The 17,432-nt window shown below is 64.1% G+C and carries 18 protein-coding genes; 12 read left to right on the top strand and 6 right to left on the bottom strand.

Annotated features, from left to right (window positions below; genetic code table 11):
* Positions 1-43: 43 nt before the first annotated feature.
* Positions 44-799, bottom strand: a complete 756-nt coding sequence (locus M2343_RS08565; protein WP_264576316.1) for a PEPxxWA-CTERM sorting domain-containing protein — start codon at positions 797-799, stop codon at positions 44-46.
* Positions 800-1,462: 663 nt separating this feature from the next.
* Here M2343_RS08565 and rimP point away from each other — a divergent pair.
* From rimP to M2343_RS08530, 7 genes are all read left to right on the top strand, one after another.
* Positions 1,463-2,014: a ribosome maturation protein RimP gene (rimP, locus tag M2343_RS08560; protein ID WP_264576315.1), complete on the top strand. Its 552-nt coding sequence runs from the start codon at positions 1,463-1,465 to the stop codon at positions 2,012-2,014.
* Between the two features lie 5 nt (positions 2,015-2,019).
* On the top strand, positions 2,020-3,627 hold the full coding sequence (gene nusA, locus M2343_RS08555; protein ID WP_181558986.1) for a transcription termination factor NusA: 1,608 nt from the start codon (positions 2,020-2,022) through the stop codon (positions 3,625-3,627).
* Positions 3,627-3,857: a tautomerase family protein gene (locus M2343_RS08550; protein ID WP_181558987.1), complete on the top strand. Its 231-nt coding sequence runs from the start codon at positions 3,627-3,629 to the stop codon at positions 3,855-3,857. The genes nusA and M2343_RS08550 overlap by 1 nt, the downstream gene beginning before the upstream one ends.
* A gap of 212 nt (positions 3,858-4,069) precedes the next feature.
* Positions 4,070-4,741: a DUF448 domain-containing protein gene (locus M2343_RS08545; RefSeq protein ID WP_264576314.1), complete on the top strand. Its 672-nt coding sequence runs from the start codon at positions 4,070-4,072 to the stop codon at positions 4,739-4,741.
* 67 nt (positions 4,742-4,808) lie between these two features.
* Positions 4,809-7,385 (top strand): translation initiation factor IF-2, encoded by a 2,577-nt coding sequence (gene infB / locus M2343_RS08540; protein WP_264576313.1) that lies wholly within the window; start codon positions 4,809-4,811, stop codon positions 7,383-7,385.
* Between the two features lie 29 nt (positions 7,386-7,414).
* A complete protein-coding gene (rbfA, locus tag M2343_RS08535) occupies positions 7,415-7,804 on the top strand; it encodes a 30S ribosome-binding factor RbfA (protein WP_264574692.1) in 390 nt (129 codons plus the stop codon).
* A gap of 106 nt (positions 7,805-7,910) precedes the next feature.
* On the top strand, positions 7,911-8,564 hold the full coding sequence (locus M2343_RS08530; RefSeq protein ID WP_264574693.1) for a glutathione S-transferase family protein: 654 nt from the start codon (positions 7,911-7,913) through the stop codon (positions 8,562-8,564).
* A gap of 14 nt (positions 8,565-8,578) precedes the next feature.
* On the opposite strand, the gene M2343_RS08525 is transcribed toward M2343_RS08530, so the two are convergent.
* The 3 genes from M2343_RS08525 to M2343_RS08515 form a co-directional block, all read right to left on the bottom strand.
* Entirely contained in the window at positions 8,579-8,788 is a 210-nt protein-coding gene (locus M2343_RS08525; protein ID WP_181558992.1) for a hypothetical protein, read from the bottom strand.
* Between the two features lie 67 nt (positions 8,789-8,855).
* Positions 8,856-9,191: a DUF6481 family protein gene (locus M2343_RS08520; protein ID WP_181558993.1), complete on the bottom strand. Its 336-nt coding sequence runs from the start codon at positions 9,189-9,191 to the stop codon at positions 8,856-8,858.
* A 105-nt stretch (positions 9,192-9,296) separates the two neighbouring features.
* Positions 9,297-9,503 carry a cold-shock protein gene (locus M2343_RS08515; RefSeq protein ID WP_181558994.1) on the bottom strand — a complete coding sequence of 69 codons (207 nt, stop codon included), beginning with the start codon at positions 9,501-9,503 and terminating at the stop codon, positions 9,297-9,299.
* 250 nt (positions 9,504-9,753) lie between these two features.
* Here M2343_RS08515 and M2343_RS08510 point away from each other — a divergent pair, with 250 nt between their 5' ends.
* Entirely contained in the window at positions 9,754-10,347 is a 594-nt protein-coding gene (locus M2343_RS08510; RefSeq protein ID WP_264577526.1) for a thymidine kinase, read from the top strand.
* Between the two features lie 113 nt (positions 10,348-10,460).
* Entirely contained in the window at positions 10,461-10,823 is a 363-nt protein-coding gene (locus tag M2343_RS08505; protein WP_264576312.1) for a DUF6491 family protein, read from the top strand.
* A gap of 80 nt (positions 10,824-10,903) precedes the next feature.
* On the opposite strand, the gene M2343_RS08500 is transcribed toward M2343_RS08505, so the two are convergent.
* Together M2343_RS08500 and M2343_RS08495 are read right to left on the bottom strand one after the other, a co-directional pair.
* On the bottom strand, positions 10,904-12,259 hold the full coding sequence (locus M2343_RS08500; protein WP_181558996.1) for an aldehyde dehydrogenase family protein: 1,356 nt from the start codon (positions 12,257-12,259) through the stop codon (positions 10,904-10,906).
* Between the two features lie 118 nt (positions 12,260-12,377).
* On the bottom strand, positions 12,378-13,232 hold the full coding sequence (locus M2343_RS08495; protein ID WP_264576311.1) for a hypothetical protein: 855 nt from the start codon (positions 13,230-13,232) through the stop codon (positions 12,378-12,380).
* A gap of 212 nt (positions 13,233-13,444) precedes the next feature.
* On the opposite strand from M2343_RS08495, the gene truB reads away from it, so the two are divergent.
* From truB to pnp, 3 genes are all read left to right on the top strand, one after another.
* On the top strand, positions 13,445-14,443 hold the full coding sequence (truB, locus tag M2343_RS08490; RefSeq protein ID WP_264577525.1) for a tRNA pseudouridine(55) synthase TruB: 999 nt from the start codon (positions 13,445-13,447) through the stop codon (positions 14,441-14,443).
* A gap of 18 nt (positions 14,444-14,461) precedes the next feature.
* Positions 14,462-14,731, top strand: coding sequence for a 30S ribosomal protein S15 (gene rpsO, locus M2343_RS08485; protein WP_181558998.1), 270 nt, complete (start codon positions 14,462-14,464; stop codon positions 14,729-14,731).
* A 268-nt stretch (positions 14,732-14,999) separates the two neighbouring features.
* Positions 15,000-17,330: a polyribonucleotide nucleotidyltransferase gene (gene pnp, locus M2343_RS08480; RefSeq protein WP_181558999.1), complete on the top strand. Its 2,331-nt coding sequence runs from the start codon at positions 15,000-15,002 to the stop codon at positions 17,328-17,330.
* The last annotated feature ends 102 nt before the right edge of the window (positions 17,331-17,432 follow it).

The following is a 17,432-nucleotide window of genomic DNA, read 5'->3' as shown; positions in this document are numbered from 1 at the left end:
GGAGCCGAAGCTCCCCTTTCTCATATCGACTTTTCCTGAACGATCAGGCGAAGCTGATGGTCGCGTTGGTTTTGCGACGACGCATGGCGTAGCCGGTCACGGCCAGACCGCAGATCATCATGCCCCAGGTGGCCGGCTCAGGAACCGGTGCGGACGTCTGCGTGACGGCGTAGGTCAGGCCATTGACCTTGAAGCTGTCGTTGCTGCCCGAGTTGGAGAAGGCCGCAGCCACATAGAACAGGTTGCCCGACAGATTGTTCGGGTTGATGTCACGGTTCTGGTCCTGACCGTTGCCGTTCGACAGGATCGTGGGGCCGAACAGCGAATTGAAGGTCGAATAGTTCGGGATCGTGAAGGTGCTGTTGAAGGCCACATTGGTGCTGCCGACGGCATAATTGATGTCCGTGTCGCCGAAGCTCACGAGGCCGATCTTGTCGATGGTGACGATCTTGTCGAACTGGAAGACCAGAATGTCGACATAGCCATTATTGTCCACAGTGTGCGAGTCATCGCCACCCTGGCCCCACCAGTTGGGGAAGCTGTTCATGACGCCGAGGCCAGGCGAATAGGCGCCCACCGCACCGGCGGCGAGGGTCGTACCGTTGAGGCTGTACGCCGTAACTTCCAGCTTGGTGCCGTCCGAGCCCGTGTAGGTGCGCACGTTACCGATGGAGCCATCGCTATTGTTGCCGCCGCTGAGCACGAAAGTAGAGGCCGAGGCGGAAGCCGGCAGCATCGCCGTCGCGGCAATGGTGGCAGCCGACAGCAGTACGGCTTTCCTGAAAGACTTGTGAAACATGATCTATAACTCCCACAGATATTTACTTTCAGGTTTTGCCCCGGAAATGCGTGTGCCCACGACGGGAGGCCGGTAATCCGGCTCCATCTGGCGCTTTGCATCTGTCAAAGGGTCACCCCACCTGAGGTCTTGGAGATATCTTTTCCGTTTCAGTCCTGTCAAAGATGTTGATGATCGGTTAACCATCCAATGTGACCCGAAATTGAACAGTTCACTGGCGCGAGGGCGGCGTTCGACTACGAAGATCGCGTCTAAACCTTTCAATCTTAGGGTTTCTCTGCAAATGGGCTCGTGGCGCCATGCGCGATCAAAAAGTTCCCTCAAATACCGTCGGACGGCATCTTCGCCGCCCGAAGTAGCGTTGCCGGGGGCAATCGGCCCGGACGGGGCCGGCACCTGAGGCAGCGACAGAGTCAGGCGCTTTCCACCGGGTGCAAGTTCCGGTGAGGTTCGCCTGCCTCTTCCCTTGAAGCTTCAAGGTGCGGCTCGCTGCAATCCCGCTCGCGGCGTTTGCCATGCAGCTTGCCTTCAACTGCGACTCCGCTTATATAGCTCTTGCTTTCCTGACATCGTTGCGAAGTTGGGGTCGGCGCCGAGAGGGGCCGGCGGCGAAACCCTGTCGCGTGTCCATGTCCGGGCGAGGCGCAGGCATAGGGAGTGCGAATGAGCGATATTGCGCGGATCGAGACGGTTGTTGCGTCGGAGGCAAAGGCTCTGGGGCTCGATCTCGTGCGCGTGCTGCTCTTCGGCCAAGGCGATGACCGGACGCTGCAGATCATGGCCGAGCGGCCCGATACGCGCCAGCTCAACATCGATGATTGCGCCAGCCTCTCGCGCCGCATCTCGGACAAGTTCGATGCGCTGGAAGAAGCGGGCGACGTGCTCATCGAGGACGCCTATCGTCTGGAGGTCAGCTCGCCGGGCATCGACCGGCCGCTCACCCGCCTCAAGGACTACAACGACTGGGCCGGGCATGAGGCACGCGTTCATTTCGTGACGCCCATGGAGGATGGCCGCAAGCAGGTGCGCGGCATTCTTGCGGGCATCGAGGGCGAGCAGGTGCTGGTCGATGATCCCAAGGCTGGCCGCATCGTCGTGGACTTTGCCAATATCGACAGCGCCAAGCTGATGCTGACCGATGCGCTGATTTCTGCTACTGTCCCGCTCTCCACCGAGGGCGCGGACGAAATCGTCACCCAGGAACAGGAAGACTGACTCTCATGGCCAACGCCATTTCCGCCAACAAGGCCGAGCTGATTGCCATTGCCAATTCGGTGGCAAGCGAGAAGATGATCGACAAGGCCATCGTCATCGAGGCGATGGAAGACGCGATCCAGCGGTCCGCCCGGGCGCGCTACGGTGCCGAGAACGACATTCGCGCCAAGCTCGATCCCGAGACCGGCGACCTGCGCCTGTGGCGTGTCGTCGAAGTGGTCGAGGTGGTCGAGGACTATTTTAAGCAGGTCGACCTCAAGGCTGCGCAGAAGCTCCAGAAGGATGCCGTGATCGGCGATTTCATCGTCGATCCGCTGCCGCCCGTCGACCTTGGCCGCATCGACGCACAGAGCGCCAAGCAGGTGATCTTCCAGAAGGTGCGCGATGCCGAGCGTGAGCGCCAGTTCGAGGAATTCAAGGATCGCGTGGGTGAGATCATCACCGGCGTCGTCAAGTCGGTCGAGTTCGGCCATGTGGTAGTGAACCTTGGCCGTGCCGAGGGTGTGATCCGCCGCGACCAGCAGATCCCGCGCGAAGTCGTGCGCGTCGGCGATCGCGTCCGTGCGCTGATCCTCAATGTGCGCCGCGAGAACCGTGGCCCGCAGATTTTCCTTTCCCGTGCGCACCCCGACTTCATGAAGAAGCTGTTCGCGCAGGAAGTGCCGGAAATCTACGATGGCATCATCACCATCATGGCCGCCGCCCGCGATCCGGGTTCGCGCGCCAAGATCGGCGTGATCAGTCGCGATAGCAGCATCGATCCGGTCGGCGCCTGCGTCGGCATGAAGGGCAGCCGCGTGCAGGCCGTCGTGCAGGAAATGCAGGGCGAGAAGATCGACATCATTCCCTGGAGCGAGGACACGGCAACCTTCGTCGTCAACGCCCTCCAGCCCGCTCAGGTCGCCCGCGTGGTGATCGATGAGGAGGAAGAGCGCATCGAGGTCGTCGTGCCTGACGATCAGCTCAGCCTCGCCATCGGTCGTCGCGGTCAGAACGTCCGGCTTGCCAGCCAACTCACCGGCAAGGCCATCGACATCATGACCGAGGCGGACGCGAGCGAGAAGCGTCAGCGCGAGTTCGTGCAGCGCTCCGAGATGTTCCAGAACGAGCTGGATGTGGACGAGACGCTCTCGCAGCTGCTGGTGGCCGAAGGCTTCACCGAGCTGGAGGAAGTCGCTTATGTCGGCATCGACGAGCTGGCTTCCATCGAGGGCTTCGACGACGAGCTGGCGCAGGAGCTGCAGAGCCGCGCGCAGGAAGCGCTGGACCGCCGCGAGGCCGCTGCGCGCGAAGAGCGCCGTGGGCTTGGCGTTGACGATGCGTTGGCCGAGATGCCCCACCTCACCGAGGCCATGCTGGTCACGCTGGGCAAGGCCGGCATCAAGACGCTGGACGATCTCGCCGATCTCGCCACCGACGAGCTGGTGGCCAAGAAGCGCAACGACCCGCGTCGCCGCCGCGAAGTCTCCGAGGACAAGGGCGGCATTCTCGCCGAATATGGCCTGAGCGAAGAGCAGGGCAACGAGATCATCATGGCGGCCCGCGCGCACTGGTTCGAAGACGAGCCCGCTGCAGAGGGCGCCGCTGAGGATGAAGTGGAAGGCAACGCCTGATGCCCTATGTGAAGATCGAGGTGATTGAAGGCGTGACGCGCGAACAGAAGGCGGCTCTGGTCGCCGATGTTACGCGTTCGCTGGTCGATCGTCTCGGCAAGCGGCCCGAGCAGGTGTTCGTCGTCATCGATGAGGTGTCGGCGGACAACTGGGGCGCTGCGGGCATCCTCGTTTCCGAGCGGGAAGCCGCGCAAAGGGAGGTCGCCGATGCTGCGAATTCCTCCCAATGAGGGGCTGAGGCTTCCAATCATCGCTGCGCGCCCGGCTGCTCCTGCGGAAGCGGGGGGCTGGACTGTGCTAAACGAGAAAATGCTCATCCATCCCGTTCGTGTCGAGCGAAGTCGAGACACGCGAGCGCAGTCCTATCGTGGCTCGACTTCGCTCGACACGAACGGAAGTTTGGAGGGGATGGTCTTAGACGGGCACCTCACAGGAGGTGCCCATGTCTGAGCGTCGTTGCATTCTCTCCAGCGAGCATGGCGATCCCGTCGCGCTGGTCCGTTTGGCCATTTCGCCCGATGGCGATGTGTTACCGGATGTCCGCGCGCGGGCGCCGGGGCGCGGCGCCTGGCTGGGTGTCGATCGCGCGACGCTGGAGGAGGCCATGGGCAAGGGCCGGCTGCGCGGCGCATTGGCGCGGGCGTTTAAGGGTGAGCCGCTTACCGTGCCGGACGATTTGGCCGAGCGGATCGCGGTTGCGTTGCGCGATGATTTCATGGCGCGGCTGGGGCTGGAGGCCAAGGCTTCCAATCTCGCCACCGGTTTCGACAAGATCGATGTCGCGGCCCGGCGCGGACAGGTCCGTATGCTGCTCCACGCGGCGGATGCCGGCGATGACGGGGTGCGCAAGCTGGATCAGGCGTGGCGGGTTGGCGAGGAACGGGAAGGCGAGGAATTTGCCGGCACACGCTTGCCGGTGGACCGCGACGCCCTATCTATGGCATTGGGCAGGAACAATGTCGTCCATATCGCGGTGACAAACGCTGCTGCGGCAGGCCGCCTCTCCGGTCTGCTCGGTCGCTGGCAAAACTATCTGGGATGCGCTAACGCGGCGCCGAGCTCCGGTTCGGCAGTCGTCAGGCATATGGACGATGATCCCGCGCCTCTGGCGTGAGGACGAACGACTCGGGTCACCTCTGCGGGGGTGCGCCGGATGGAAGATGAAGGGTTAGATTGCGTCGATGAGTGACAATAGGGAAGACAAGCCGACTTTGGGCCGTAAACCGCTTGGTCTCAAGCGGACGGTCGAGGCCGGCCAGGTGCAGCAGAGCTTCAGCCACGGCCGGAAGAATACGGTCGTCGTTGAGGTGAAGCGCCGTCGCGTCATCGGCAAACCCGGTGAGGCAGAGACGGCGCGCGCCGTGCCCGAGCAGGCTGCGCCCGTCGCGCCGCCGGCACCGCCGCCGCCCGCCGCCCGTCCCGCGCCGACCCCGGCGCCGGCACCGCGCGCCTCCTCGACGGATAGCCTGATGAGCCGGCAGGAACTGCAGGCCAAGCTGCTGCGTGAGGCCGAGGAAGCCCGCATGGCCGCGCTGGAAGATGCGCGTCGTCGTGAAGAGGCCGCCCGTCTTGCCGCGACCGAGGAAGAGAAGCGCCGCGCTGAAGACAACCGCCGCGCGGAGGAAGAAGCGGAGCGCCAGCGCCAGGAAGCCGAGACGAAAGCTGCCCAGGCGCCGGCGCAAGAGGCTGCTCCGGCGGCACCTGCGGCCGCAGAGGCCGCGGCTCCTGCCGAAGAGGCTCCCAAGGCCGCGACTGGCGCGACGCCCGAGCGTCCCGCGCCCCGTCGTTTCACGCCTGTGGCCGCGCCGGTCATCAAGCGCCCGGAACCGGCCAAGGTCGAGCGCAAGAAGGGTGGCGACGATCGTCGTCAGGCCGGCAAGCTCACCGTCAATCGCGCACTGGCCGATGATGACAGCGCCCGCGCGCGCAGCCTCGCCGCGCTGCGCCGTGCCCGCGAGAAGGAGCGTCGTTCGCACTTCTCCGGCTCGTCACAGCCGCGCGAGAAGCAGTCGCGCGATGTCATCGTGCCAGAGGCGATCACCGTTCAGGAACTCGCGAACCGTATGGCCGAAAAGGGCGCGGACCTCGTCAAGTCGCTCTTCAAGCTGGGCATGGCGGTCACCGTCAACCAGACGATCGACCAGGATACGGCTGAGCTGCTGGTCGAGGAATTCGGCCACCGCATCCAGCGCGTCTCCGATTCCGATATCGAGATCGATACCGCGAGCGATGTCGATGCTGCGGAATCGCTGGTCACGCGTCCTCCGGTCGTCACGATCATGGGCCATGTCGATCACGGCAAGACCTCGCTGCTCGATGCCCTGCGCGGCACCGATGTGGTGGCGGGCGAAGCGGGCGGCATCACCCAGCATATCGGCGCCTATCAGGTGAAGACCAAGGGCGGTGAGATCATCACCTTCCTCGATACGCCGGGCCATGAAGCGTTCACCGAGATGCGTGCACGCGGTGCCAACGTCACCGACATCGTGATCCTGGTGGTCGCGGCGGACGACGGGCTGATGCCGCAGACCATCGAGGCGATCAACCACACCAAGGCCGCCGGCGTGCCGATGATCGTGGCGATCAACAAGGTCGACAAGCCGGACGCCAATCCGCAGCGCGTGCGCGAGCGTCTGCTCGAGCATGAAGTCATCGTCGAGGATATGGGCGGCGACACGCAGGACGTGGAAGTCTCCGCGCTCAAGCGTACCGGCCTCGATGACCTGATCGACAAGATCCTGCTGCAGGCCGAATTGCTGGAGTTGAAGGCCAATCCCGAGCGCGCCGCTGAAGGCACGGTCGTGGAAGCGCAGCTCGACAAGGGCCGTGGTCCGGTCGCGACGATCCTCGTGGGTCGTGGCACGCTCAAGGTTGGCGATATCTTCGTCGTCGGCGAGCATTCGGGCAAGGTCCGCGCCATGGTCAACGACAAGGGTCAGCAGGTGAAGGAAGCTGGGCCTTCGGTTCCGGTCGAGGTGCTTGGCCTTGCCGGCGTGCCGATGGCGGGCGACCAGCTCAGCGTGGTCGAGAGCGAGGCGCGGGCCCGCGAGGTCGCGGCCTATCGTCAGGAGCTGGCGACGCGCAAGCGCACCACGGCGGCCCCGACGAGCTTCGAGCATATGTTCTCGGCGCTCAACACGCAGGTCATCGAATATCCGGTCGTCATCAAGGGCGACGTGCAGGGCACGGTGGAAGCGATCATTGGATCGCTCACCCGCGCCTCCACGGATGAGATCAAGGTGCGCGTGCTCCACTCCGGTGTGGGCGCGATCACCGAGAGCGACGTGACGCTGGCCGCCGCCAGCCGTGCGCCGCTGATCGGCTTCAACGTGCGTCCCAATGCCAAGGCGCGTCAGCTTGCCGAGCGCGATAAGGTCTCGCTGCGTTATTATGACGTGATTTACGACCTCATCGAGGAAGTGAAGCGCGAAATGGCCGGCCAGCTTGCGCCGGAACGTATCGAAACGGTCATCGGTGCCGCGCAGGTTCTGCAGGTCTTCCCGGCCGGCAAGAAGGACAAGGCGGCCGGTCTGCTGGTGCAGGATGGTGTCATTCGCAAGGGCGTCAACGCACGCCTCACGCGGGACAACGTCATCGTCTCGGCAACCACCATCGCCTCGCTGCGGCGCTTCAAGGACGACGTGTCCGAAGTGCGGGCCGGCATGGAGTGCGGTGCGGTGCTCGAGAACACCAACGACATCAAGGTCGGCGATACGCTCGAGCTCTTCGAAGTCGAGGAACGCGCACGGACGCTCTGACGTCCGGCGTGCCGCGAAGGAGGTAAGTCATGAGCGGTTCGGGGGAACCTTCCGTCCGGTTGCTGCGGGTGGGGGAGCAGGTGCGCCATGTGCTGGCGGACGTGCTCCAGCGCGGCGACGTGCATGACGATGTGCTTGCCAGTCACGTCGTCACGGTAACGGAAGTGCGCATGTCGCCCGATCTGCGCCATGCGACAGTCTTCGTGAAGCCGTTGCTGGGGCGGGATGAAGAGGTGGTGCTCAAGGCACTGCGCACCAACACCGCCTATCTGCAGCGCGAGGTCGCCAAGCGCGTGAAGATGAAGTTCGCCGCCAAGCTCAAATTCCTCAGCGATGAGAGCTTCGAGGAAGGCAGCCACATCGATGCGATCCTGCGCTCACCCAAGGTCGCGCAGGACATCGTCGACGAAGAGGAGTGAGAGCCCGGCGTGATGATCCGTTGATCGTTCGCGCGCCGGGCTGATCCGGTTGATATTGTCGAGCGCCGCTTGCACGGGCATCATGCGTCCGTCCGGGGGCATTGCCATGACCATTACGATTACTGCGTTTGAGAGTTCGCCGGATCGCGGCCGTGGCCTAGCGCGCGACATGCCGGTCCGCTGGGCGCTGGAGGAAGTGGGGCAGCCCTACGCTGTGAGCCTCGTCTCCTTCGCGGCGATGAAGCAGCCGCCGCACCGCATGCGCCAGCCGTTCGGGCAAATCCCGACTTATGAGGAGGATGGGCTGGTTCTGTTCGAATCCGGCGCCATCGTCTTCCACATTGCCGAGCGGCATGTCGGTCTGTTGCCGACCGATATGGACGGACGGGCGCGCGCGATTGCGTGGATGTTTGCCGCGCTCAGCACGGTGGAGCCGCCGATCCTCGAGCGCGAGACGGCCGGGCATGTCGATCGCGACAAGGATTGGTATGACGCGCGCCTGCCGATGCTGGAAGGCTGTATCCGGGCGCGGCTGGATGACCTCTCCGCGCGGCTCGGCGAGGCCGCGTGGCTGGACGGTGCATTCAGCGCGGGCGATCTGATGATGATAACGGTGCTGCGGCGGCTCGGCAGCTCGGATCTGCTGAAGGGCTATCCGGCTCTCTCAGCCTATGTCGCACGCGGCGAGGCGCGGCCCGCCTTCCAGCGTGCCTTCGCGTCGCAGCGGGCGGTGTTCGAGAGGCAATCCACGGCTCGCTGAGCCGGGCGACGCCGTCACTTGGTGGCGTATTGCCCCGGCTCTGCCTTGAACGTGTCACGTGCGAAGGCGCGGGCTTGCGTGGCCGTCGTGAAGGTCTCGTCCTGCAGCGTGGAGGTGACCAGCGGATAGCCCTGCGAATTATAGCGCGTCTCGCGCACCGTCAGGCGGAAATTGCCGCCATCGTCCTTGGTGATGAGGAAGGGTTTGATCGTCTCGCGGCTCATTATCGGCTCCCGGCGGGAAGGGGGGTGAGTAAAGTCTGCGCGGAGCGGAACCGCGCAGGCCCACATCTTATCGGTTCTTGCGCGCGAGGTAGCGCGCGTCGCGGGCGGCCTTGCGTTCGGCTTCGGTGAGTTCGGGCTTTTTCTTTGCCTCTTTGGCTGCCTTTGCAGCGGCGGCTTCCTCAGCCTTGGCCTGCTTGGCGGCCTTGCGCTCTTGCGCGGCCAGCCGGGCGAGGCGATGCTTTTCCTGCTGGGCAGCTTCCTGTGCCTGTGCGGCGGCAGCGCGGGCAGCAGCGACTTCCGGATCGACGGGCGCGCGCGTGCGCAATTTTGCCATCACTTCGTTGCGGGCATCGGCTGCGGCAGCAATGCGTGATTGAAAGTCCGGCTCTTTGTATTTTTTCATGCGTAGAATTCAGCTCCGTTTCGCCACTTCGGGCGAGGAGGCCGGGCGACGATGCCGCCCGGCCCTGTATCTTCAAACTGCCCGGTCGTCGGGCAGCCCTTTTCTTCAGACAGCCTGAAGGTTCACGGCCGAAGCCTTGCCGCGCTTGTCATTTTCCAGCTCGTAGGAAATGCGCTGATCCTTCTGCAGGGTGTGCATGCCGGCGCGCTCGACGGCCGAGATGTGCACGAAGGCGTCATTGCCGCCGTCTTCCGGCGCGATGAAACCATAGCCCTTGTCGGCATTGAAAAACTTGACTGTTCCGATGGTCATATTGGGTATCCTTGTTCCCAAATGGTAATCGGGCACGCGCGATGCATTCGCGCGTCCCGGCTTCGTGAGGCTAGATGGGGACAAAGGGGGACGCTGAAGCGGTCCGATATCCGTCAAAGGCGACGTTAAGCCCGCATGGTGTAGCACGATGGCGTTGGAATAGAAAGCGAAAGGGCCGGTCATGGCCGGGCGTGGCCGGCGCGGCGTCTCCCCGCTTGTCGAAAAGGCAACGCGGAGGCAAAGCTGCGGCATGGCCAAGCTCTATTTCTACTACGCCTCGATGAATGCGGGGAAGTCCACCAATCTGCTGCAGGCGGACTTCAATTATCGCGAGCGGGGCATGGCGACGATGCTCTGGACGGCGCAGGGGACGGCGCGGGAGGGTGATCGTGAAGCAGTGGACAGCATCGGCAGCCGGATCGGCCTGCGGGCTGCCGCCAACAGCTTCGATACCGCGACCGATCTGCACGGGCGCATCCAGGCGGCGCATCTCGAAGGGCCGATTGCCTGCGTGCTGGTGGACGAGGCGCAGTTCCTCTCGCCAGAGCAGGTCTGGCAGCTCGCCCGCGTGGCCGACGAACTCGGCATTCCCGTCCTGTGCTACGGGCTACGGACCGATTTTCAGGGCAAGCTCTTCCCTGGCTCGGCGGTGCTGCTCGGCATCGCCGATACGTTGGTCGAGCTCAAGGCGGTCTGCCATTGCGGACGCAAGGCAACGATGAACCTGCGGGTAGACGAGAGGGGCGAGGCGGTGCGGGAAGGCGCGCAGACGGAGATTGGCGGCAATGATCGCTATGTCGCGCTGTGCCGGCGGCATTTCAGCGATGCGATGCGGCGATTCTAGAGCCGGGATGAAGCGACATTATCCAGCGCCGAACGGTTCATCGCCGCTTCACGCGCGTCATGCTATCGTAACGCCATGATCCGGACTCACACATTATCGGAAGGATGCACGCCATGACCCATTTCAGAAAAGCGATGCTGGCAAGCGCGCTGCTGCTGGCTGGCGCGCCCGTCATTGCCCAGCCGGCCGCGCAGGGCGGCGGCGGCAAGGAAGCGTCGATCCCCTTTGTCGACCAGCGCGGCATTCGCGATTGGCAGGCGGTCAGTGACGATCAGATTTATGTGCAGGCCAGTGGCGGGCAATGGTATCTGGCGACGCTGATGACCGGCGCACCGGACCTGCCCTTTGCCCAATCCATCGGCTTCGAGACCAAGGGCCTCGATCGGCTCGACCGGTTCGGCGCGATTGTCGTGGCCGGCACGCGCTACCCGCTCAAATCGCTTGTCGAGAGCGGGCCGCCCCCGAAGAAGAAGTAAGCCCGCTCGTTCACCGGCGCGGGATGCGGGAGCGGAGAGGGGCTGCCCCTCCGCTCCGCGCCAATGTTCAGGTCGCGTTTTCAGGCGGCCGTCTGGTGGATGTACACCGCGCGCTCGTGGCTAAAGGCCTTGAAGCCGAAATAACCGTGATAGCTGCCCATGCCGCTGCCATTGACGCCGCCGAAGGGCAGGCGGTTCTCCAGATAATGCGAAAAGACGCCGTTCACGGTCACGCCGCCTGACGAGGTGCGGTTGAGGATCTTCTGCACATTGGCTTCGTCATTGCTGTAGACATACAGCGCGAGTGGCTTGTCGCGCTCCTCAATGTAGCTGATCGCCTGATCGAGATTGTCGTAGGTCATCACCGGCAAGATGGGCGCGAAAATCTCTTCCTGCAGGATTTTCATCTGCGGATTGACGTCGGTCAGCATGGTCGGGTGGATGGTGCGGTCTTCCGCCTCCAGCACGCCGCCAGCTGCAACGGTAGCGCCCTGCGCCACGGCATCGTCGAACAGGCCCTTCACGCGATTGAAGTTGGCCTGATTGACGACCTGGGCGATGCCTTCCTTCTTGATCTGGCCGTTCTCATAGAGATTCTTCTCGACGTTCGCCTTGAAGCCCTCGACAAGCTTTGCCTTCTGGTCTTCCTTTACGAACACATAGTCCGGGCAGATGCAGGCCTGGCCGCCGTTGAACTGCTTGGCGCCGGCGAGATCGGCCGCGATCTTCTCGACGTCCGCGCCTTCATCGATGATGACCGGCGACTTGCCGCCCAGCTCCAGCGTGACGCTGGCGAGATGCTTGGCGGCGGCGGTCATCACGATCTTGCCGACCCGCGTGCTGCCGGTGAAGAAGATGTGATTGAACGGCAGGTCGAGCAGTGCGGTGGCGACGCTGACATCGCCCTCGAACACGGCAACCTCATTCTCCTCGAAGACCGACTTCACGATCTTCGCAGCAACCTTCTCGGTGGCGGGGCACAGATCGGTGAGCTTGAGGATACAGCAATTGCCGGCCGCGACGGCAGCGGCAAGCGGGCCGAAGACGAGGCCGAGCGGGAAGTTCCACGGGCCGAGGATCAGGCAGACGCCGCGCGCTTCATAGATGATCTGGGCGCGGTCGGTCTCCACCTTGGAAGGCGTGACTTCGGTCGGCTTCATCCAGTCATCGAGATTGTCGAGAATGAGCTGGATGTTGCCGAGGATGTTCAGCACTTCCGTCACGCGGATTTCCGGCTCCGGCTTGCGGGTATCTTCCAGCACCGCCGCGACGATCTCGTCGGCATGGGACGCGACGGCATCCTTGAGCTTGGTCAGCTTGAGGCGACGCTCGGCAGCGGTGGTGGCTTTGACATTCCACTGGTTCGCCTTTTGCAGGGCAAAAACGCGGGCAATGTCATCGGAGATCTGGGAAGCAGTCTGCTGGGTGCCGGTCATGGATCACTCGCCTATATTGGATTGTGGAAGGAATGGCGCCTTGTAGAGGCTTCACGCGCTGCAAGACAAGGCGCTGGTGGCGTCCGCAAGATTTTTTGACAGAGTCATTTCCGGTCGATCACGGCCTGCCCGCAGCACCGGCAGGACGCTGCTCGTATGAGATTCGGATGCGCACCCATTGGCCGACCAGCACCTTGCCGCCGACACGGGGCGGGCGCACGCGGAACTGCCATGCGGCGGCCAGAATCGCGCGGTTGATGTCCGATCCATTGGGATATTCTGCCACGGGTACGCAATCGGCAACGCGATAATCGGCGACCGTGCGGCAGGCAATCATGCCCCAGCCCTGGCTGCGCGCGGTGGAGAGATAGCCGCGCAATTCCTCGGGATAGGGCTCGCGATACCAACTGGCCGCGTAGAGCGGCTCGCCATTGGGACCGGTGCCGTCGACCAGCGGCGTGTCGGCTGGTTGTCCGGTGTTCGGCGGACCCATGGGGGCTGCCGGGCGGGCGGGGGCCGGCGGGGCGGGGGCGGCCGGGCGGATCGCGCGCAGATCGATGGCCGCCATCTGGTCCGGCTTCATCTCGATGAAGGCGGGCTTGCGCGGCGCTGGCGGTGTGACGATCGGCTTTGGCTCGGGCTGCTTGGGCGGCTGCGGTGGCTCGGGGACCGGCTCGGGTTGTTGCTCCGGTTCGGGCTTGCCCTCCTCGGGGACCGGCTCGGGTTCAGCCTGCTCTGGTTCGGCCTGTTCAGGTTCGGGCGCCGGGTCGGGCGGGATGGCAACATCGAATGTCAGGACATTTTTGTCGGGCGCTTCGCGGGCTTCGAAAGGGGAGGGAGCAAAGGCGATGAGAGCCAGCACGATCAGCCCCTCCACCGCCAATGCGAGGAGAAACGCCGTCGCGCGCTCGCCAAATCGGGTCCGGGCCCGTCCGGTCAGACGCTGGAAGCCGGAGCGGATGCTGTAAATCAACGGACCTCAACTGCATTGGCACCGGACTGGGCGTGGCGGGCGGGGGCGCAACCCACCCTTGCGCCTATAAGCATGCCTATGGCTACAATATGAACAGATCAAGGCACGCGCGGCGGCCCTTGCGGCCAGCGGGGCCTGACAGGCGCTATATGCCTCGCTATGGGCAGCCGATGAACGATCCCGACACCATGCCTGACACCGGGCCCAAGCCGCTGCATGGCTGGCTGATCCTCGACAAGCCGCTGGGCCTTGGCTCCACCCAGGCGGTGAGCGCCGTCAAGCGCGCGCTGCGCGAGGCCGGCCTGCCCAAGGCGAAGGTCGGCCATGGCGGTACGCTCGATCCGCTGGCGACAGGCGTGCTGCCGGTGGCGGTGGGAGAGGCGACCAAGCTGGCCGGGCGAATGCTGGACAGCGACAAGATCTACGACTTCACGATTTGCTTCGGCGCGCAGACCGACACGCTCGATCTGGAGGGTGCGGTAATCGCGACCTCCGACGTGCGGCCCACCCTCGCGCAGGTGGAAGCGGTGCTGGCCCAGTTTACCGGCCCGATCGAGCAGGCTCCGCCCGTCTACAGCGCGATCAAGGTGGACGGCCAGCGCGCTTATGATCGCGCGCGGGCGGGCGAAGAGGTGCAGATGAAACTGCGGGCGGTGATTGTTCACGCTCTCTCGGTCAACGCCGCCCCCTCCGTTCGTGTCGAGCGAAGTCGAGACACCGCGGAGCTGGGCGAAGGCATCTCGACTTCGCTCGATGCGAACGGGACGGGGGGAGGCCTCAAGGATGAGCAGGCCGCCAGCGAAACCCTTGAAGCCGTCACCCTCACTGCCCATGTTTCGAAAGGCACCTATATCCGCAGCCTCGCGCGGGACATCGCTTTGGCGCTGGGCACGGTCGGGCATGTGACGATGCTGCGCCGGGTGAAGGCCGGTCCGTTCACCCTGGATCGGGCTATTTCACTGGACATTCTGAGCGATGCTGGTAAAGGGCGCGCCATTGCGCAGCATATGCTGCCATTGACGGCAGGGCTGGACGACATCCCGGCTCTGCCCGTCACCTCGCAGCAGGCGATGGCCTTGAGACAAGGCCGGACACTGCCCGGGGACCCTCGCAAGCAAGGGCTCATGCTGGCAGCCGAGGGCGATACGCCTGTGGCGCTGGTGGAGGCTTTGGGCCCGGAAATCCGGGTCGTGCGGGGCTTCAATCTCTGATTTTGGAAAGGAATGACGATGTCGATTACGGCTGAACGCAAGGCGGAACTGATCAAGGACAATGCCCAGCAAGAGGGCGATACTGGTTCGCCGGAAGTGCAGGTTGCGATCCTCACGGAGCGCATTTCCAACCTCACCGAGCACTTCAAGGGCCACCACAAGGATAATCACAGCCGCCGCGGCCTGCTGATGATGGTCAACAAGCGTCGTTCGCTGCTCGACTATCTCAAGAAGAAGGATGCGGGGCGCTATACCGCTCTCATTGCGAAGCTCGGCCTTCGCAAGTGACCCAACCGTTCGGCCCGCTTCGGCGGGCCGTTTACGTATTGCGTCACCCCCGCGCATGCGGGGATCCAGCACGAGACAGGCGCGGGAGCGCCGTCCAAGGCTGAGATGACAGAACTGGACTCCCGCTTTCGCGGGAGTGACGAGGAGGGGATGGCACTTCGGCCAACCTCTTTGTGGGACGCAAGACTAGTCCCGAACCGCCGCGGGCCGGCTTAGCCCGCACTGCAGCCCCGCCGCGCAATAGGGCCGGTGGGTGGAAGGAAAACCAATGTTTGATGTAAAGACAGTAGAAATCGAGCTGGGCGGAAAGACCCTCAAGCTCGAAACGGGCCGTATTGCCCGTCAGGCCGACGGCGCGGTGCTCGCGACCTATGGCGAAACGGTTGTGCTGTGCGCTGTCACCGCCGCCAAGTCGGTGAAGGAAGGGCAGGATTTCTTCCCGCTCACCGTTCACTATCAGGAGAAATTCTCGGCTGCCGGTCGTATTCCGGGCGGCTTCTTCAAGCGCGAGCGCGGCGCGACGGAAAAGGAGACCTTGGTCTCCCGCCTGATCGATCGCCCGGTGCGTCCGCTGTTCCCGGAAGGGTTCTACAACGAGATCAACGTGATCGCGCAGGTTCTCTCCTTCGATGGCGAGACCGAGCCCGATATCGTGGCGATGATCGCGGCTTCTGCTGCGCTCACCATTTCCGGCGTGCCGTTCATGGGCCCGATCGGCGCCGCGCGCGTCGGCTACAAGGATGGCGAGTATCAGCTCAACCCGAGCCTCGATGAGGTGAAGACCGGCGAGCTGGATCTCGTCGTCGCCGCGACCGACACGGCCGTGATGATGGTGGAATCGGAAGCCAAGGAGCTCTCCGAAGACGTCATGCTCGGCGCCGTCATGTTCGCGCATGATGCCTCGCGCAAGGTCGTCGATGCGATCATCCAGCTGGCCGAGAAGGCTGCCAAGTCGCCGTGGGAGATCGACCTTTCCGACAATACGGCGGACATGAAGGCCAAGCTCAAGAAGCTGATCGGCAAGGACATTGCCGCCGCCTACAAGCTGACCGACAAGTCGGCACGCTCCGGTGCCCTGAACGAAGCCCGCGCCAAGGCGAAGGAAGCGTTCGCGGCTGAGGGCGCGCAGACCCAGATGGTCGCCAACAAGCTCATGAAGAAGCTGGAAGCGGAAATCGTGCGCGGCGCCATCCTCAAGGACGGTCAGCGTATCGACGGTCGCACGACCACGCAGATCCGCCCGATCGAGGCGATGGTGGGCTTCCTGCCCCGCACGCACGGCTCGGCGCTGTTCACGCGCGGCGAGACGCAGGCCATCTGCACGACCACGCTCGGCACCAAGGATTCCGAGCAGATGATCGACGGTCTGACCGGTCTCTCCTACGAGAACTTCATGCTGCACTATAACTTCCCGCCCTATTCGGTCGGTGAAGTGGGCCGCTTCGGCGCGCCAGGTCGTCGTGAAGTCGGCCATGGCAAGCTCGCCTGGCGCGCGCTGCACCCGGTGCTGCCGAGCAAGGACGAGTTCCCGTACACGATCCGCGTGCTCTCGGACATCACCGAGTCCAACGGTTCCTCCTCGATGGCGACCGTCTGCGGCGGTTCGCTCTCGATGATGGATGCCGGCGTGCCCCTGAAGCGTCCGGTCTCCGGCATCGCCATGGGCCTCATCCTGGAAGGCAAGGACTTTGCGGTCCTCAGCGACATTCTGGGTGACGAGGATCACCTCGGCGACATGGACTTCAAGGTCGCCGGCACCTCCGAAGGCATCACCACGATGCAGATGGACATCAAGGTCGCCGGCATCACGCAGGAGATCTTCGAGGTCGCGCTGCGTCAGGCCAAGGACGGTCGCGCCCACATTCTGGGCGAGATGAGCAAGGCGCTGGGCGAAGTCCGCACCGAACTCTCCGCTCATGCCCCGCGCATCGAGACGCTGCAGATCGACAAGAGCAAGATCCGTGAAGTCATCGGCACCGGCGGCAAGGTCATTCGCGAGATCGTCGCGGAGACCGGCGCCAAGGTCGACATCGACGATGAGGGTCTGATCAAGATCAGCTCGTCCGACGTGAACCAGATCGAGGCGGCCAAGGCCTGGATCCTCGGCATCGTCGAGGAAGCGGAAGTCGGCAAGGTCTACAACGGCAAGGTCGTCAATCTGGTCGACTTCGGCGCGTTCGTGAACTTCATGGGCGGCAAGGACGGCCTCGTCCACGTCTCGGAAATCCGCAACGAGCGGGTCGAGAAGGTGGCGGACGTCCTCAAGGAAGGCCAGGAAGTCAAGGTCAAGGTCCTCGAGATCGATCCGCGTGGCAAGGTGCGCCTCTCCATGCGCGTCGTCGATCAGGAAACCGGCGAGGAGCTGGAGGACACCCGTCCTGCCCGCGAACCGCGCGGTGACCGTGGCGACCGGGGTGATCGCGGCGACCGTGGTCCGCGTCGTGACGGCGGTGGCCGTGGCGACCGTGGTCCCCGTCGGGATCGCGGTGGTGACCGTGGCGGCGAGCGTGGCGAACGCGGCCCCCGCCGCGAGCGCAGCGACGATGACGGCCCGGCGCCCGAGTTCGCCCCTGCGTTCCTGAAGCGCGACGACGACTGATCGCCGTCAAAGCGAGATTTGAGAGAAGCCCCGCAGCGATGCGGGGCTTTTTCATGTTCACGGTCCGAGCGGGCGTTGCAGCTCTGCAAAGACTCCGAGCCG

This window comes from Sphingobium sp. B8D3B, from assembly GCF_025961875.1.
Classification (GTDB): domain Bacteria; phylum Pseudomonadota; class Alphaproteobacteria; order Sphingomonadales; family Sphingomonadaceae; genus Sphingobium.
This window is presented reverse-complemented; position numbering and strand designations above follow the sequence as displayed.

Bases quoted from the DNA above. Each gene is read 5' to 3' on its own strand.
- M2343_RS08565 (WP_264576316.1), bottom strand. From the start codon at position 799: ATGTTTCACAAGTCTTTCAGGAAAGCCGTACTGCTGTCGGCTGCCACC.
- rimP (WP_264576315.1), top strand. From the start codon at position 1,463: ATGAGCGATATTGCGCGGATCGAGACGGTTGTTGCGTCGGAGGCAAAG.
- nusA (WP_181558986.1), top strand. From the start codon at position 2,020: ATGGCCAACGCCATTTCCGCCAACAAGGCCGAGCTGATTGCCATTGCC.
- M2343_RS08550 (WP_181558987.1), top strand. From the start codon at position 3,627: ATGCCCTATGTGAAGATCGAGGTGATTGAAGGCGTGACGCGCGAACAG.
- M2343_RS08545 (WP_264576314.1), top strand. From the start codon at position 4,070: ATGTCTGAGCGTCGTTGCATTCTCTCCAGCGAGCATGGCGATCCCGTC.
- infB (WP_264576313.1), top strand. From the start codon at position 4,809: ATGAGTGACAATAGGGAAGACAAGCCGACTTTGGGCCGTAAACCGCTT.
- rbfA (WP_264574692.1), top strand. From the start codon at position 7,415: ATGAGCGGTTCGGGGGAACCTTCCGTCCGGTTGCTGCGGGTGGGGGAG.
- M2343_RS08530 (WP_264574693.1), top strand. From the start codon at position 7,911: ATGACCATTACGATTACTGCGTTTGAGAGTTCGCCGGATCGCGGCCGT.
- M2343_RS08525 (WP_181558992.1), bottom strand. From the start codon at position 8,788: ATGAGCCGCGAGACGATCAAACCCTTCCTCATCACCAAGGACGATGGC.
- M2343_RS08520 (WP_181558993.1), bottom strand. From the start codon at position 9,191: ATGAAAAAATACAAAGAGCCGGACTTTCAATCACGCATTGCTGCCGCA.
- M2343_RS08515 (WP_181558994.1), bottom strand. From the start codon at position 9,503: ATGACCATCGGAACAGTCAAGTTTTTCAATGCCGACAAGGGCTATGGT.
- M2343_RS08510 (WP_264577526.1), top strand. From the start codon at position 9,754: ATGGCCAAGCTCTATTTCTACTACGCCTCGATGAATGCGGGGAAGTCC.
- M2343_RS08505 (WP_264576312.1), top strand. From the start codon at position 10,461: ATGACCCATTTCAGAAAAGCGATGCTGGCAAGCGCGCTGCTGCTGGCT.
- M2343_RS08500 (WP_181558996.1), bottom strand. From the start codon at position 12,259: ATGACCGGCACCCAGCAGACTGCTTCCCAGATCTCCGATGACATTGCC.
- rpsO (WP_181558998.1), top strand. From the start codon at position 14,462: ATGTCGATTACGGCTGAACGCAAGGCGGAACTGATCAAGGACAATGCC.
- pnp (WP_181558999.1), top strand. From the start codon at position 15,000: ATGTTTGATGTAAAGACAGTAGAAATCGAGCTGGGCGGAAAGACCCTC.